The sequence below is a fragment of the Compostibacter hankyongensis genome, from assembly GCF_039541075.1.
Taxonomy (GTDB): domain Bacteria; phylum Bacteroidota; class Bacteroidia; order Chitinophagales; family Chitinophagaceae; genus Compostibacter; species Compostibacter hankyongensis.
Genome location: NZ_BAABFN010000022.1, coordinates 151,084 through 167,434, shown reverse-complemented (window position 1 = coordinate 167,434; position 16,351 = coordinate 151,084). Strand labels below are relative to the sequence as shown.

Sequence of the window (16,351 nt, the reverse complement as noted above, 5' to 3'; positions counted from 1 at the left end):
TGCTTTCCATGCGTCCGCTTTTTACCTTTCGCCGTGCCGCCCGGAAGTGGTGGCTTGCCGCAGCCCTTGTCCTCGCAGCCGTCTCGCCGGCTTTCCCTCAGGATGTGCAGATCAGCCCCAGCCTCCTGTCCGGGCAGTGGAATGCGCACTGGATATCCTGTCCCGGTATCGCGCCCCGCGACTATGGCGTATATCATTTCCGGAAAACATTGCTCCTGCCGGCAAAGCCGGGGCATTTTACGGTACATGTATCTGCGGACAACCGGTACCGGCTATATGTTAACGGTACGCCGGTAGGCCGGGGCCCGGCCCGGGGCGATCTGTACCACTGGTGCTTCGAATCCTATGATCTTGCTCCTTATCTGAAAGCCGGGAAGAATGTGATAGCCGCCCTGGTATGGAACATGGGCGTGGATGCTCCTGTAGCCCAGCTCTCGAACCAGACGGCGTTCCTGCTGCAGGGCGATACCCGCGCGGAGCAGTCGGCCAATTCGGATAATACCTGGCAGGTCTACCACGATACCGCCTACCGGTCCTGCGCTACCGACATGGGCGCATTGTTGCACAGCTATACCGCCGTTGGGGTAGGTGACGAGGTAAACGGAGCAGTCTATCCCTGGGGATGGGAGCAGCCGGGATATGATGATGCAAGCTGGCTTCCGGCGCGCGTCCTGCCCGCCATGGTGGCGATCACGGGATATGGCACCGATAATCTCTGGACCCTTGTCCCCCGAACCATCCCGCAGCCGGAAGAGCGCTTGCAGCGCCTTCAGGCAGTGCGTAGGGCCACCGTGAAGGATGCCGGGGATTTTATCCGGGGACAGTCGCGGACATTGCCTCCGCACAGCAATATCCGTATCCTGCTGGACCAGCGTTTCGAAACCAATGCTTATCCCGTGCTTAAGGTCAGCGGGGGAAAAGGGGCAAGCATCCGGCTGACCTATGCAGAAGCCCTCTTTGACGCACAGGGGCGGAAAGGCAACCGCAATGAAGTGGACGGCAAGGATATCCGGGGCCTGTATGACATCTTTTATCCGGACGGCGGCGCTCAGCGCATCTTCAGTCCGCTCTGGTTCCGCACCTACCGTTATCTGCAGCTCGATATCCGCACCGGCGGAGAGCCCCTGACCATCGATGACCTGTACGGTCTGTATACGGCCTATCCCTTTGAGCACAAGGCCACCTTCGCCAGCAGCGACAGCTCGCTGAAGGCCATCTGGGAAACGGGATGGCGTACAGCGCGGCTCTGCGCCGGGGAGACTTATTTCGACTGTCCCTACTACGAGCAGCTGCAGTATGAGGCGGATACCCGTATCCAGGCGCTGATATCCCTGTACAACGCCGGAGACGACCGGCTGATGCGCAAGGCCATCAATGATTTTTACAATTCCCGTGTACCCGAGGGGCTTACCCAGGGCCGTTATCCAAGCAGCCGTCTTCAGGTGATCCCGACCTTTTCCCTTTTTTGGGTGTCGATGCTGTACGATTACTGGATGCACCGCACCGATGATGCTTTTCTGGAAAAATACCTGGATGCGGCCGCCAGGGTGCTGAAGTGGTATGCGATGCACGTAGACAGCAGCCGGGGTATGCTGGGCCCCATGAAGTGGTGGAATTTTACGGACTGGAACAATGCCTTTTCCAACGGCGTCCCGGACGGAGCTACAGACGGTCATTCCGCGGTGATCACCCTCCAGTACGCCTATACGCTGAACCAGGCCTCGGCCCTGTTTGCCTATTTCGGCAGAAAAGAGGAGGCAGAGCGCTACCGCCGTCTGGCCGCCAGCCTGGCGCAGCATACCTACCGGCAGTGTTTTGACGCCACCCGTATGGAGATGGCCAATACGCCGGAAAAGCAGGCCTTCAGCCAGCATGCAGGCATCATGGCCGTGCTGGCGGATGCCGTTCCTGCAGATGAGCAGCAAAAGGTAATGCGCCGGATTCTGGACGACAGCACGCTGAGCCAGGCTACGTTTTATTATCGCTTTTATCTTACTCGTGCGCTGGTGAAGGCGGGTATGGGCAATCTGTATTACGGGCAGCTGAAGCCCTGGCGGGAAATGTTGAAGAATGGACTGACTACCTTTGCCGAGAATCCCGATCCTACGCGTTCCGACTGCCATGCCTGGTCTGCCAGTCCCAACTATGACTTCCTCGCCACCCTCTGCGGCATCATGCCGTCGGCGCCCGGCTTCAAAACGGTGTCTATTGCACCCGAGCCCGGATCGCTCCGGGAAATAAAGGCCAGCATGCCGCATCCTTACGGCACCCTCAGCGTGCACTTGCGGCGCTCCGGGGAACATGGCATCCATGCCGAGATTGTCCTGCCCGGACGTCTGACCGGTACCTTCCGCTGGCAGGGCAAGACGGTATCCCTCAAACCCGGAAAGCAAACGGTTGACCTGTAGCGCTGCAGTTGCCTTAAAGGGCTGAAGCCAGCACTTCCTCCGGCTCTTCTTCGGCCGTATCGAGCGGCATATCCTCCAGCTTTCCTTTTTGGAGCCGCATGAGGGAATCAAAGCGGGGCAGGTCTGCCGCGGCTACCGGCTCTGTAGGGGTAAAATGTTGTTTCAGTGCATCCACCTGCTGTCCGTTTTTCCAGAAGCGGTAACATACATGGGGACCGGTGGCCAGCCCTGTGCTGCCGACATAACCGATCACCTGACCTTGCTTTACCCGCTGGCCGGCATGCACCGCCCTCCTGCTCATATGCAGGTACTGTGTGGTGTAGGTGCTGTTGTGCCGGATTTTGACATAATTGCCGTTGAAGCGGGAATAGGTGGAGGCGATGACGGTACCATCACCCGTACTCATGATGGGTGTGCCGGTTGGCGCGGCATAATCGGTGCCCAGATGCGCCTTCCAGCGATGCTGTACCGGATGAAATCGGCGTTTGGTATAATGAGAGGTGATGCGGCTGTACTTCAGGGGCGCTTTCAGAAAAGCCTGCCGCAGGCTCTTGGCCTGCTCATTGTAATAAGCGCCCGGCTTGCCGGGGTCGGGTTGAAAATAAAAGGCATAGAACTTTTCCCCGTCATGGGAGAACACGGCCGACCTGATATTACCCAGCCCTGCCGGTCCATCGGGGACATAATTTTCTTCATATACGATCTTGAACCAGTCGCCCTCCTGAAGATGGTAAAAGTCGATGGCCCAGGCAAAGATATTGACCAGCTGCGGTACCAGCAGGGGGTTGCCGTTCAGCCGCTCGAGCGAGCTGTACATTGAGCCGCCGCTGATGGCGCCGCCGACCGACCGGACACGGGTAGTGACCGGTCTTTTTCCCGTCGTGATGCGGATGGAATCCCGGAGATCATACAGCACATAATCGACCGGGTTGGCCTGGTAAACAAAATACGCCGTCTTCGCCGAAGAATCTTTTGAGGAAAAAACAAGATAGCGGCTGCCGGCCTTCATTTTCCGGATATCAAAAACGGGCCGGGATTTCCGGCTGAGGTTATAAATGGTGGAGCGGTCCAGCCCGTAACGTTCCAGTATGCCGGACAGCAGCTCGTTGCGCTGGATAGTGCCTTCCGTGATCCGGAAGGAGTCGGCAGGCAGTCCGAAAAGGGTCTTTTTTACCGCTACCGGGGCTTTGACGGGCGGGGGAGTGGTTTTTACAGGGCGGGGAGTGTGGGAAAAGGCGAGTACCAGTGTTCCTGCAATGAGTGTGATGCCGATGGCTGCTGGGATCCAGATCAGCTTCTTATTTTGTAGGCGCATTCGGATAATTTTCAGGCGGGACGACCACTTCTTCATCTGGTAAAACGGCAAAAAGAAAGCTGTGGTATGTCCTCCCGGCTTAAATTCGGAATAAAATTACGGAGGGTCAGGGGGTGTACACTTTCTGAATAATGTACTCATCGAACCGGTTGAACTGCGCATAATCCGGCTCGTTGTTCAGGATATATTTCAGCGCTTCTTCCGCCAGTTCCCGCTCCGGGAATATTTTTTCAAATTCAATAAGATGCAAGGCGCTTTCCGTGCTGACCGGGGACCGCTTATCTGTCCTTTCCAGTCCGAATATGCAATAATGATGTTCCATGATCGAATGATAATAGTATTATTATTTTGTATTTGATTTAATAATCTGGGGCAGGGGTTACGGGGAACTAAACTACAGCAAAAAAATGAAACCGGAGATGATAATATTTTACGCAATGTCTTCAAAATATTATCTTGGGAAGCCGAAGGGGTAAAACCTCCGTTCTCTTATATCGGTTTTTATGGAAAATTTTTCATTCGGCTTCTGGGACTACGCCATCATCGGCGTGTATTTCGTGATCATCTTTGCCATCGGTTTTTATTTTGCCCGCAAGGAACGCAATACCACCGAGTATTTCCTGGCCGGCCGACACGTGGGCTGGTTTGCCGTCGGAGCCTCCCTTTTTGCTTCCAACATCTCCACCGAGCATTTTATCGGCCTTTCAGGATCGGGCTATACCTCGGGCATCGCGGTGGGCAATTTTGAATGGTCGGCATCCGTCTGCCTGTTGTTCCTGGGTTGGGTATTTGTGCCCTTTTATCTTAAGTCAGGCGTATTTACCATGCCGGAATTCCTGGAAAGACGGTTCAGCGCCTCCAGCCGCTGGTACCTGAGCACCGTATCCATCGTGGCTTATATCCTTACCAAGATATCCGTACATCTTTTTGCCGCGGGCATATTGCTGCACCTGGTGATGGGATGGGACCTGTATACCTCTTCCATCTTCCTGGTGGTGGCCACCGGTCTGTATACCATCCTGGGCGGGATGAGCGCGGTGATCTACACCGAGCTGATACAGACGTTCATCCTGCTTACGGGCGCCATTGTGCTGACCCTTATCGGGCTGCACCGGGTAGGGGGATGGCACGAGCTGGTCAGCCATGTTCCCGACGGCTATTTCAGCATGTTCAAGCCGGTAAGCGATCCTGACTTTCCCTGGACCGGCGTGATCATCGCTCCTTTTGTAGTGGGTATCTGGTATTGGTGTACCGACCAGAGCATTGTGCAGCGCGTGCTCGCGGCCAAAAACATCGATCATGCAAAGACCGGGACCATCATGGCCGGTTTTCTGAAGATACTGCCTGTTTTTATCCTGGTGCTGCCGGGGCTGATCGCCTATGCCCTGCAGCAGAAAGGGCTGCTGCTACCCGGGAAAACGCTGCATCCGAACGATGTGTATCCCGTGCTGATCAAGTACCTGTTGCCCGCCGGCTTCCGGGGACTGATCGTGGCCAGCCTGCTGGCTGCCCTGCTGGCTTCCCTGGCGGCCTGCTTCAACAGTACCTCCACCCTGATGACCATTGACGTGTACAAGAAATGGAAGCCGGAGGCTTCCGAAAGGCAGCAGGTGAACTTCGGGCGGCTGGCTACCGTGGTGCTGGTGTTCATCAGCATAGCCTGGGTGCCCCTGGTCAACAGCCTGTCTGACCAGCTGTATGTGTATCTGCAAAGCGTACAGGCCTACCTGAGCCCTCCGATCGCCTGTGTGTTCCTGCTGGGATTATTATGGCCCAAGGCGAATGCCCGGGGCGCCAGCATCGTATTGTGGACGGGCTTTGTGCTGGGGCTGCTGCGTTTTGTGCTGGAAGTGATCCACAAAACCCATCCCTTCACCGATCCTTTTATCAGGACGATGGTCACGATGAACTTCATGCATTTTGCCATACTGCTGTTCGCGTTTTCCCTGGTGCTGATGATGATCGTCAGCGTGCTGACACCAGCTCCGGCACAGGAAAAGCTCAACGGTCTGACCTTCCGGTATGCGGGACATGTAGACCTCTCCGAATCCTACAAGGTCGAAAGCGCGAGCCGGAGAAAGCGGAACATTATTGCTTCCTGCATACTGGTGATCCTGCTGCTGATCTTGTATGCCCTGTTTTTCTGAATGCTATTCTCTGTTTTGGATAGAGCTTTACAATTCGAAAGGATTGATCAGCCTAAGCTCGGGGATTTGTTTAAAATCAGCGGTATTACGCGTCAATAAACTGAGGTTATGGGTCAATGCCGTAGCGGCAATAATGGCATCGGGTGTTTTGATCTTGAATTTTTGACGAAGCGAGATGGTTTCTTGGATTATATCACTTTCCAACGGAAATATAGCGGCCTTTTCTACAAAATCAATTAATGGAACAAGCTGTTTATCTGAAGCCCCATGCCATCCCAGCAATTCTATTTGAGTGATGACAGAAATAATCGGGTCTATCGTTTCTATAAATTGAAGGCCCTTGGATGGCAAGGCATTGCCTAAAGTTGCAATGACACATTGGTGTCAATTAAAAAGTGCTGTTTTGCCATTCATTGCGGCTTTGTTCAACATGTTTTTGAAGTGTTTCTGCCATTTCAGTCGATATTGTACCGACAAAATCTGCCATCTTATATTTTTTAGCGACAGGATGGTCCTTTGCAGACTGTTTCTCAAGTTGCTTTAAATCGGAATGCTTGTTGAGCATCTTTTTCCAATCGTTTATGGGAATGACCACTGCCGTATGTTTACCGGATTGATCCGAAATATATTGTAAAGACATAGTAGTTGATTTTAATATAAAGATACAAAAAGTAAGGGGATTTGCGGTCCACTTTCCCATTTTAACATTATGAAACACCAGGAAGGGCAAATAAAAAAGGCTTCAACATCTACGTCGAAGCCTTTTGGGTGTGGGAGCTACAGGGTTCGAACCTGTGACCCTCTGTTTGTAAGACAGATGCTCTGAACCAGCTGAGCTAAGCTCCCTTTTTGTAACGGGATTGCAAAGATAAGCGCAAAATCTATTTTGCAAAAAAAAATTTCAGGGGCAGCAACCCTCAATTCCGGGAGCAGCTGACTCTTAATCAGCGGGTCCAGAGTTAGACAGCAGCTATGTTTCTCTGGAAGGCGGATGCGCTGAACCGGCCGTTTAAAGCACCCATTCCACGACCCGGTTGACCAGGTCTTCCTGGTAAGGAGCGGATACCCGGATATAATTATCCGTATACCCCTCCATCAGGCCTTCCTTGTGCTGCTCTTCAAACAGCACCGGCCGTTTTTGCCCGCGCTGCTGCGCCGTAAAATGCTGCATCTTTTTTACCGAAAGCTGGCGGAGGCGCTGGTTGCGCTCCTGTCTTACCGGAACCGGTACCACCGGGCTGATCCGCAGCGCTTCTGTATCGTTGCGCTCGCTGTAGGTAAAGACGTGCAGATAAGATACGTCCACGTCCTGCAGAAAATCAAAGGTAGCCTCAAAATCCGCTTCGGACTCTGAAGGAAAGCCCACGATCACATCAGCGCCGATACAGGCATGCGGCATAAGACGCCGGATCAGCGCTACCCGCTCTGCATACAGCTCCCGGCGGTAACGCCGGCGCATCAGCCCGAGAATGCGATCGGAGCCGCTTTGCAGCGGTATATGGAAATGGGGCATGAACTTTCCGGAACGGGCCACGAAGGCGATGATATCGTCGGTCAGCAGATTGGGCTCGATAGAGGAAATCCGGTAGCGTTCAATGCCCGGCACTTCATCCAGCGCCTGCACCAGCGCGGAGAAATTCTCATTGCTCTGCCGTCCTCCCTCATCTCCTTTTCCGAAATCGCCCAGGTTGACGCCGGTAAGCACGATCTCCTTCACCCCGCTGTGGGCGAGGGTATGGGCATGCTCCAGTACGCCGGCGATCGTATCGCTGCGGCTGTGTCCCCGGGCCAGGGGAATGGTGCAGTAGGTGCAGGGATAGTCGCAGCCGTCCTGTACCTTCAGGAAGGTGCGGGTACGGTCGTGGAGCGACCATGCCGCCCGGAAGCCCTGCAGGTCGCTGATGTCGCAGGAGCATATCCGTGCGGCGCCGCTTTTGTCCGTGGTTTTCAGATGGCGGGCCAGGTTGAACTTTTCGGCGGCGCCCAGCACCAGGTCTACTCCTTCGATGCCGGCGATCTCTCCCGGCTTGAGCTGCGCATAGCATCCCGTTACAACGATCGTGCTCTCCGGGGCCCTGCGCCGGATCCTCCGTACGATCTGCCGGCACTCCCGGTCGGCATTTTCCGTTACGGAGCAGGTGTTGATGACGTACACATCCGCTTCCGATTCAAAAGGCTTCCGGACAAAGCCCTCCTCTTCCAGCATCCTGCCCAGCGTGGAGGTCTCGGAGAAGTTGAGCTTGCAGCCCAGCGTGTGAAAAGCTACGGATCGGTTCATGGCGTATCGGCCTGCAAAGGTATCTAAAATTCTGCAGCGGAGCGTAGTCCGCCCGGCGGGCATATCCCTCATGAAAAAAAAATCCTGTAGGTTTGTTCCTTAATCCGCCCGCATGCCGTTTGCTGATGTTATACTGCCGTTAGCCCTGCCCCGGAACTATACCTATGCCGTACCGCCGGAGCTGGAGGTGCAGCCGGGCAGCCGCGTGGCGGTGCAGTTCGGAAAAAACAAAAAATATGCGGCGGTGGTGAAGCGGCTGCATGAGGAAGCGCCGGCAGAATATACGCCCAAGCCGCTGCTCTACCTGCTGGATGAGGAGCCGGTGATTAATCCTGTTCAGCTGGCTTTCTGGGAGTGGATGAGCCGTTATTATATGTGTTCGGAGGGCGAAGTGCTGAATGCAGCGCTGCCCGCTTACCTGAAGCTTTCCAGTGAGACCGTTTTCCTGTTCAATGAACTTTACGGAGATGATTTCAGCGGACTGGATGACGAGGAATACCTGGTAGCAGAAGCCCTGCATATCCGCAGGGAGCTGAAGCTGGATGAGATACAGCAGGTGCTGGGCAGAGCGCAGGTCTATCCGGTCATGAAGAGGCTGCTGGAAAAGCAGGTCTGCTATATTTATGAAGAGCTGAAGGAGGCGTACCGCCCCAAGACCGAAAAGATAGTGATGCTGCGGCCGGAATATGCCGACGAAGCGGCGCTGGCGCCGCTCTTTGACCAGCTGCAACGGGCGCCCAGGCAAATGGAATTACTGTTGGCGTATATTCATCTCCGTCATACCTCCGGTGTGGTGCGCCAGCGGGAGCTGCTGGAGAAGGCAGGCGCTTCGTCGGCCCAGCTGAAAGGCCTGGTCGAAAAGGGCGTGCTCGAAATACAGCAGCAGCCGGTGGACCGGTTGCCGCTGAATGCAGGGCCGGAGATAAAGCTTGATCTGACGTTGAATGACGAACAGGAGGACTGTCTGCAGCAGATCCACGATCATTTCCGGAAAAAGTCGGTAGTACTGTTGCATGGCGTTACCTCCAGCGGTAAGACCATGGTGTATATCCGTCTGATAGAGCAATGGCTGAGACAACATAAGCAGGTGCTGTACCTGCTGCCGGAGATCGCCCTTACTGCGCAGATCGTCCGCCGGTTGCAGCAGCATTTCGGGAACCGCATTGCCATCTATCATTCCCGCTTCAACAATAATGAACGGGTAGAGATATGGAAAAAGGTAAAGTCCGGGGAGACGAGGATCGTCCTGGGCGCCCGTTCTGCCCTGCTGCTGCCCTTCAAGGAGCTGGGACTCCTGATCCTGGATGAAGAGCACGATCCTTCTTTCAAGCAGCAGGATCCGGCGCCCCGATACCATGCCCGCGATGCCGCCATTTATTATGCTACCCTGTTTAAGGCCAGGGTGCTGCTGGGGTCGGCCACTCCTTCGGTGGAATCGTATTATCATGCCCGCCGCGGCAAATACGGGCTGGTGACCCTGCGGGAAAGATACGGCGGCGCGGCCATGCCTTCCATCGAAATTTCGGATACCCGTAAGGCGGCCTTTCATCACCAGTCTTCCGGGCATTTTACCGCACAACTGCGGGAGGCCATCGAACAGACGTTGGCAGCAGATAAGCAGGTGATCCTTTTTCAGAACCGGCGCGGCTATGCCCCTTTCATGATATGTACCACCTGCGGTTTTGTGCCCCGGTGCCGCAACTGCGATGTGTCACTGACCTATCATAAGCATCACGATAAGCTGCACTGTCATTATTGCGGGCAGCAGTATCCCCGGCCGGATGCCTGTCCTGCCTGCGGCAGCCCCACGCTCGTCACCCGCAGCTTTGGTACCGAAAAAGTAGAGGATGACCTTGTGGCCTTGTTTCCCCATGCCCGGGTGGCGCGGATGGACCTGGATTCTGTCAGGAGCAGGGAAGGTCATCATAAGCTGATCCGGCTTTTTGAAGAACGGCGTATAGACATTCTCGTGGGCACGCAGATGGTGGTGAAGGGACTGGATTTTGATCATGTGAACCTAGTAGGTATCCTGCATGCGGACAGCCTGCTCAGCTACCCGGACTTCCGGGTCCATGAGCGGGCGTTCCAGCTGATGGAGCAGGTCAGCGGTCGCGCCGGGCGCAAGGATACACCCGGGCGGGTGATCATACAGGCGGCCAACACGCAGCATCCTGTGCTGGGGTATGTGGTGCGTCACGATTACGAGGCCTTCTTTGACGTGGAAATTGCGGAGCGGGAACGGTTCGGGTATCCTCCCTTTTCCCGGCTGCTGCGGATTACGCTGAAGCACAAAAAACAGGAAGTGGTCAGGCAGGCGGCCGCCGTGCTGGCTGAAGGTCTTCCGGCGGAGCTGCAGTATTACAGGGTAGGGCCGGCGGTGCCTCCCGTCGGACGTATACGCGGCTATTATCTGATGGAAATGCTGATCAAGCTGCCGCGCACGCTGCAGCGCATGGAAAGCTATAAACAGGTGCTGCGCGCGCAATTTATACGGATGCAGTCCCTTCCGCCCTATAAATCATTACAGATCGTTCCGGATGTGGACTGCATGTAATATGGCAGGCGCACGAAACCGGATAAACAGTTATTAAAAACATGTCTACGACGATTTACGAACAATATTCCCTGAAAGCGCTGAACACATTTGGTATGGATGAGAAGGCGCGCTATTATGCTACCTTTTCGTCGGCGGAGGAGCTGCGCGGACTGCTCGATGATGCGCGTCTGCGTATGCCGGCGCCGCTGATCCTGGGCGGAGGAAGCAATATCCTGCTTACCCGGCCGGTGCAGGGCGCCGTGCTGAAGAACGAGATACGGGGCATCGAAAAAACGGGGGAAGATGCGGAATATGTTTATGTACGGGCTGGCGCGGGAGAAAACTGGCACCGGTTTGTGCAATATTGCGTGGAGCGGGGCTGGGGCGGACTGGAAAACCTTTCGCTGATCCCCGGCAATGTCGGCGCCGGTCCTATGCAGAACATCGGAGCCTATGGTACGGAGATCAGGGATGTTTTTTATACTCTTGAAGCCATGCAGCTGAAGGAAAAGAAAATAGTCTCCTTTTCAAATGCGGAATGCGGATTTGGCTACCGCGAAAGCGTATTCAAGAAACAGTACCGGCAACAGTTTGCCATCCTGAGCGTTACCTGCCGGCTGCTTAAGCAGCCCCGCTTCAACATTGCTTACGGGGCCATCCGGCAGGAGCTGGAAACCATGGGGGTGAAGGAGCTTTCCGTACGCGCGGTCAGCGAAGCGGTCATCCGTATCCGTACCGCCAAGCTGCCCGATCCGGCCAAGATCGGTAACGCGGGAAGCTTTTTCAAGAATCCTGAAGTAGCGCGCGAAAAATATGAGCAGCTGCAGAAAGATCATCCCGATATCGTGGCCTACCCGCTTCCGGAAGGAGGATACAAGCTGGCGGCAGGCTGGCTGATCGAGCAATGCGGGTGGAAGGGCTACCGGGAGGGAGATGCCGGCGTACATGCCCGGCAGGCGCTCGTATTGGTGAATTACGGCGGGGCTTCGGGTGCCGACATTTACCGTCTCTCGGAAAAGATCGCGGAGAGTGTGGCGCAGCGGTACGGGGTACAGCTGGAACGGGAAGTGAATGTGTACTAAACCATAGCCAGCACTTCCTGCCAGATTTTTTCGTTTACCGGCACTCCTTCTTTTTCACTTCTGCGCCGTGCAGCCAGGGTCCGTTCCCCGGGGTAGCGTATGCTGCCATCCGCGGAGCCCGCTTTTGTAAAATCAAGGATGTCCTCCACGAGGGAAGCATGTTCACCGGTGGAATGTATGCAAAGGAACAGCTGGGAGACCCCGCTTTCCTTACCGCTGCTTGCGATGTCCGCTACCGAACGTCCTCCGCTAAGGCTGACCAGCAGCGCATCCAGCATAAAAGAAAGACCTGCTCCCTTCCAGTATCCGGCCGGCAGCAATCGTTTGGCATCCATGACTGCCACGGGATCTTTGCTGAGTTGGCCCGCTGTATCGAAACCGCCGGCGACGGGCAGCGTTTCTCCGGCCAGTCGGTATTCCTGCAGCTTCCCGAAAGAAAATTGCGAAAGCGCCATATCCAGCACCAGGTGTCCCCGCTCCCGGGGAATGCCGATCACCAGCGGGTTGTTGCCCAGCCGCGGAGCCGTACCGCCCCAGGGGGGCATGATGGCCATGGCATTGGTGGTACAGAGGCTGATGCAGTGCTGGTCCGCCGCCTGCCAGGCATAGGTAGCGCCCCGCATCCAGTGGTTGGTATTTTTTACCACGACCATACCCATACCGCCGGTCGCAGCCAGCGCTGCTGCGCGGGCAACGGCCAGCGTGGCCGTGTACATACCCGGTGCGCGGCGCCCGTCCCATTGTTCGATCATGCCCCGGGCATCCGTCTGCTCCGGTTCTGCCTGCACATCAATAAGGCCTTCCTTAATATGGGAAATAAAAACAGGAAAGCGGTTCAGTCCGTGCGAAGGTACCCCGTCGCGACTGTTTTCGGCAAAGATGCGGGCGCAGCATTCGGCGCGGTCTTCCGGAAAAGCATGCTTCAGCAGAATCTGCTTAAAGACTGTCTTTAATTCCGGAAAAGGTATGTTATGCATATAAGGGAATTAGACCGTCTTACCGGTACTGAGAACAGATTGGATGAATAAGACAATGATAAATAAAAATTCCCATTCACGGATAAAAAGAAATAAGGACAGGACGAAATAATTAGGTGGTTTAAAAGGAAAAAATTATTTTTATGAATCTGATTGCTGCATGGCGGGCATGATGAAATAAAGAAACACAGTATTGCTGTTTTTTTATAAAGCGAACGTCATTAACCAATATCTAAATACCATTGTATATGTCTACTCATCTTTACCGGTACGGTAGTTTGCTAAATCGATTCAACATTACTGTATTGCCCTTTTCCCCGGGTGACCCTCCACCCCGGTAGGGAGATCTCATGCTCCGCTGTTTTCCGGCAGTCCTGCCATTCTCTCACAAGGAGAGGTCCGGCTGCCGGATGAAGCCGGAGCATGTCCCGGACCTGCTTTCTGTCGCTAAAATATCCCGATTCCTCAGTTCTTTCTGTTATTTCAAAACCAAAATCTATGTTAAACACGCTAAACAAGAGATGTATCGTCTTGGTGTTGCTCCTGCTGCCTGTCGCTGCCTTTGCGCAGTTCAGGGTAACCGGTACGGTAACCAGCGCGGACAACTCCGCTCCTTTGCCGGGGGTGACGATACGGGTAAAGGGTACTACCACAGGCACAGCCAGCGATGCAAGCGGCAAATATGCCCTGGAAGTACCTGACGGAAATACCGCTACGCTGGTCTTTTCGTTCACCGGCTATGAGGAAAAGGAAGTACCTGTAGCCAACCAGCACACCGTTAATCTTACGATGAGCATGTCTTCCACTCAATTGAACGAGTTTGTGGCCATCGGTTACGGTACGGTAAAGAAATCCGACGTCACCGGCGCCATCGGCACCATCAACTCGGAAAAGCTGATGGACCGGCCTTCGGTGCCCAACGTTTCGCAGGCCCTGGAAGGCAAGCTGCCCGGTGTGGATGTCAACGTCAACAGCAATGCCCCGGGGCAGGCCGCCAAGATCCGGATCCGCGGTATCGCCTCCATCAGCTCCAACCTGGATCCCCTGTTCGTGGTGGATGGGGTGGTCGGCGTGCCGCCCAACACCATCAACCCGAACGATATCGAGTCCATCCAGGTGCTGAAGGATGCTTCTTCCGAAGCCATCTATGGGGCCCGGGGTTCCAACGGTATTATTATGGTGACCACCAAACGGGGTAAGGCCGGACCGCCGACCATCTCCTATGAGGGGAATGTGAATGTAAGCACCCTGTCCCGGCACCTGAAGACGCTCAATTCGGAACAGTTTATCGATGTGTATAATGAGGCGTATAAAAATGGGCAAAAGTTTGATCCGCTGGGAGAAGTGCAAACGCCGCCCAAGGCGCTGAATCACGAGAACTTTCCGCTGCTGTTTGACGAAAACGACAACCCGCTCTACAATACCAACTGGGAATCGGAAACTTACAAACCGGCTGTCTCCACCAACCATTACCTGATCCTGCAGGGCGGAAACGATAAATCCCTGTACAGCCTTTCCCTCGGCTTTCAGGATCAGAACGGGCTCATGATCGAGTCCTGGTACAAACGCTATTCGGTGCGTTTTACGATGGACAACGACATCAATAGCTGGCTGAAGATCGGGGGCGATATAGCCTTTAACAAGGATAAGCAAAGAATGGTTTCTGATGCAAATGGCGGTCTGAATGTACCCAGGATGGTGACGGAGGAAGTGCCTATCCTGCCGGTTAAGTATCCCGACGGGATCTGGGCGGGCAACTTTGATATTGACGGTCTGGAAGGCGGGCCCAACCCGGTGGATATTGCACATAACCGTTATGGCCTGAACAATACCCAGCAGACCCTGGGAAGCGTTTATCTGTTGTTCCATCTGACCAAGGACCTGGATTTTAAGACGGACTTCGGATACGGCGTAGCTTCAAATAAATCGAATTTTTACTCTTCCATGAATCTGCAGCATTTATCGGCAGACCAGGGCGGAGTAGCTACCAGCAGTTCCGGGCAGGCCTATTACTGGCAGTCGGAGAGCTACCTGACCTGGAACAAGCAGATCAGCGAGCAGCAACGACTGACTGCCCTCTTGGGGGTTTCCTGGCTGGAGAATTATTCGGAAAGCGTCAACGCGGAAGGGCAGGATTTTGTGGACGATTTTTTCCAGTGGCATAACCTGAACGCCGGTGCGGTAAAACAAGCTATCGGCACCTCGGACGGAAAGCGGACCATGAATTCCTATTATGCCCGTCTGATGTACAATATCGCTGAAAAATACATGGTGACTGCCACCGGCCGGTACGACGGTTCTTCGGTTTTCGGGGAAAATAATAAATACGCCTTTTTCCCCTCCATCGGGGCAGCCTGGCGCATCTCCAGCGAAGACTTCCTGAAAGATAATAAAACTATCAGCGATCTGAAGCTGCGGGCCAGCTACGGCGCGGCCGGTAATCAGGAGATTGGCAATTACCGTTCCCTTGCTACCATTATTGCCGGTAATACGGTTTTAGGCGGAGAGAATCAATCTATTTTGGTTCCCGATCGTCTCGGCAATCCGGACCTGAAATGGGAAAAATCCATTCAGGCCGATGTAGGCATCGAGCTGGGCTTGTTTGAAAACCGGGTCAGCCTGGAAGCGGATTATTATAATAAGCGAACCAAGAATCTGCTGCTGCAGGCTCCTATTCCCTGGTCGGCTGGTATGGGAACCCCCTATGTCTATAAAAACGTAGGATCTGTAAGAAATGCCGGCATTGAGATCAGCCTCAGCACCACGAACATACAGACAAAGAACGTTACCTGGACCACCGATTTTGCCTTTGCCTCCAACAAGAATACCATCCTGAAGCTGAATGAGGGCAATGCGGATATCTTCCCCGGACCCAACTTCCTGGGTGAGACCAATGTGCTGCGGGTAGGCTATCCGATCGGTTCCTTTTACGGCATGACCCGCCTGGGCACCTACGGCTCCGATGAGGCCGCAGAAGCCGATGAGCACGGTTTGAAGCCCGGTGACCGGAAATATATTTACAATGAGGATGGCAGCCCGTACTACAGCATCATCGGGCGCGCCTATCCCAAATGGACGGGTGTATTCAGCACCAAGCTCACGGTGAAGAACTGGGACCTGTCCGCCAACATCCGGTTTGTACAGGGGGTGAATACAGCCGCTACCTTCAAGCACTCTTCCGAAGACCGGCAGACCATCGCCAATAGCCTGACCACGGTGCTGGATGGCTGGACGGAAGATCACCAGAACACCATGATCTCCCAGGTCCGGAACTACAAGTTTGCACAGGATTCGCATTTCGATACCTGGTGGGTGGAGGACGGCTCCTTTATCCGGGGACAGAACTTTGTGCTGGGCTATACCTTCCCGGAGAGCACCCTGTCTAAGATGAAGATGTCCAAGCTGCGCTTTTATGTGAGCGTGGACAACCTGTTCATCATTACCAAGTACACCGGATACGACCCGGAAGTGGATACTTATATGACCGGTTATGGAGACAGCCCTGCTTTTTCACAGAACCTGGATTTCTTCCCTTATCCCCGTCCCCGCGTATGGACGCTGGGGGCATCGGTTAAGTTTTAAAGCGTGTCGTGCTGTTGTCCGGAATG

At 54.5% G+C, this 16,351-nt stretch carries 11 protein-coding genes and 1 tRNA gene; 5 read left to right on the top strand and 7 right to left on the bottom strand.

The window, feature by feature from the left end; all coding sequences use genetic code 11:
- Positions 1-8: 8 nt before the first annotated feature.
- The gene (locus ABD851_RS16765) at positions 9-2,408 is read left to right on the top strand and encodes an alpha-L-rhamnosidase-related protein (RefSeq protein ID WP_344981462.1); all 2,400 of its coding nucleotides are present in this window, start codon (positions 9-11) and stop codon (positions 2,406-2,408) included.
- Positions 2,409-2,421: 13 nt separating this feature from the next.
- Here ABD851_RS16765 and ABD851_RS16760 read toward each other — a convergent pair whose 3' ends face one another.
- The gene (locus ABD851_RS16760; RefSeq protein ID WP_344981460.1) at positions 2,422-3,723 is read right to left on the bottom strand and encodes a peptidoglycan DD-metalloendopeptidase family protein; all 1,302 of its coding nucleotides are present in this window, start codon (positions 3,721-3,723) and stop codon (positions 2,422-2,424) included.
- Between the two features lie 106 nt (positions 3,724-3,829).
- Complete coding sequence (locus ABD851_RS16755) at positions 3,830-4,045, bottom strand: hypothetical protein (RefSeq protein WP_344981458.1); 216 nt, start codon at positions 4,043-4,045, stop codon at positions 3,830-3,832.
- 181 nt (positions 4,046-4,226) lie between these two features.
- Between ABD851_RS16755 and ABD851_RS16750 the strand changes: the two genes are divergently transcribed.
- Entirely contained in the window at positions 4,227-5,870 is a 1,644-nt protein-coding gene (locus ABD851_RS16750) for a sodium:solute symporter (protein ID WP_344981456.1), read from the top strand.
- Positions 5,871-5,897: 27 nt separating this feature from the next.
- On the opposite strand, the gene ABD851_RS16745 is transcribed toward ABD851_RS16750, so the two are convergent.
- The 4 genes from ABD851_RS16745 to mtaB all read right to left on the bottom strand — a co-directional run bounded on the left by ABD851_RS16745 (position 5,898) and on the right by mtaB (position 8,148).
- Complete coding sequence (locus ABD851_RS16745; RefSeq protein ID WP_344981454.1) at positions 5,898-6,221, bottom strand: type II toxin-antitoxin system VapC family toxin; 324 nt, start codon at positions 6,219-6,221, stop codon at positions 5,898-5,900.
- Positions 6,222-6,258: 37 nt separating this feature from the next.
- Positions 6,259-6,510 (bottom strand): hypothetical protein, encoded by a 252-nt coding sequence (locus ABD851_RS16740; protein ID WP_344981452.1) that lies wholly within the window; start codon positions 6,508-6,510, stop codon positions 6,259-6,261.
- A gap of 131 nt (positions 6,511-6,641) precedes the next feature.
- Positions 6,642-6,716: transfer RNA gene (locus ABD851_RS16735), tRNA-Val, on the bottom strand.
- A 163-nt stretch (positions 6,717-6,879) separates the two neighbouring features.
- Positions 6,880-8,148 (bottom strand): tRNA (N(6)-L-threonylcarbamoyladenosine(37)-C(2))-methylthiotransferase MtaB, encoded by a 1,269-nt coding sequence (mtaB, locus tag ABD851_RS16730; protein ID WP_344981450.1) that lies wholly within the window; start codon positions 8,146-8,148, stop codon positions 6,880-6,882.
- A gap of 112 nt (positions 8,149-8,260) precedes the next feature.
- Between mtaB and priA the strand changes: the two genes are divergently transcribed.
- Entirely contained in the window at positions 8,261-10,702 is a 2,442-nt protein-coding gene (priA, locus tag ABD851_RS16725) for a replication restart helicase PriA (protein WP_344981448.1), read from the top strand.
- 41 nt (positions 10,703-10,743) lie between these two features.
- Positions 10,744-11,766, top strand: coding sequence for a UDP-N-acetylmuramate dehydrogenase (murB, locus tag ABD851_RS16720; RefSeq protein ID WP_344981446.1), 1,023 nt, complete (start codon positions 10,744-10,746; stop codon positions 11,764-11,766).
- On the opposite strand, the gene yiaK is transcribed toward murB, so the two are convergent.
- Positions 11,763-12,743 carry a 3-dehydro-L-gulonate 2-dehydrogenase gene (gene yiaK, locus ABD851_RS16715; RefSeq protein WP_344981444.1) on the bottom strand — a complete coding sequence of 327 codons (981 nt, stop codon included), beginning with the start codon at positions 12,741-12,743 and terminating at the stop codon, positions 11,763-11,765. The two genes, murB and yiaK, sit on opposite strands and share 4 nt — an antisense overlap.
- Positions 12,744-13,241: 498 nt before the next feature.
- Here yiaK and ABD851_RS16710 point away from each other — a divergent pair, with 498 nt between their 5' ends.
- Positions 13,242-16,325 carry a SusC/RagA family TonB-linked outer membrane protein gene (locus tag ABD851_RS16710; protein ID WP_344981443.1) on the top strand — a complete coding sequence of 1,028 codons (3,084 nt, stop codon included), beginning with the start codon at positions 13,242-13,244 and terminating at the stop codon, positions 16,323-16,325.
- The last annotated feature ends 26 nt before the right edge of the window (positions 16,326-16,351 follow it).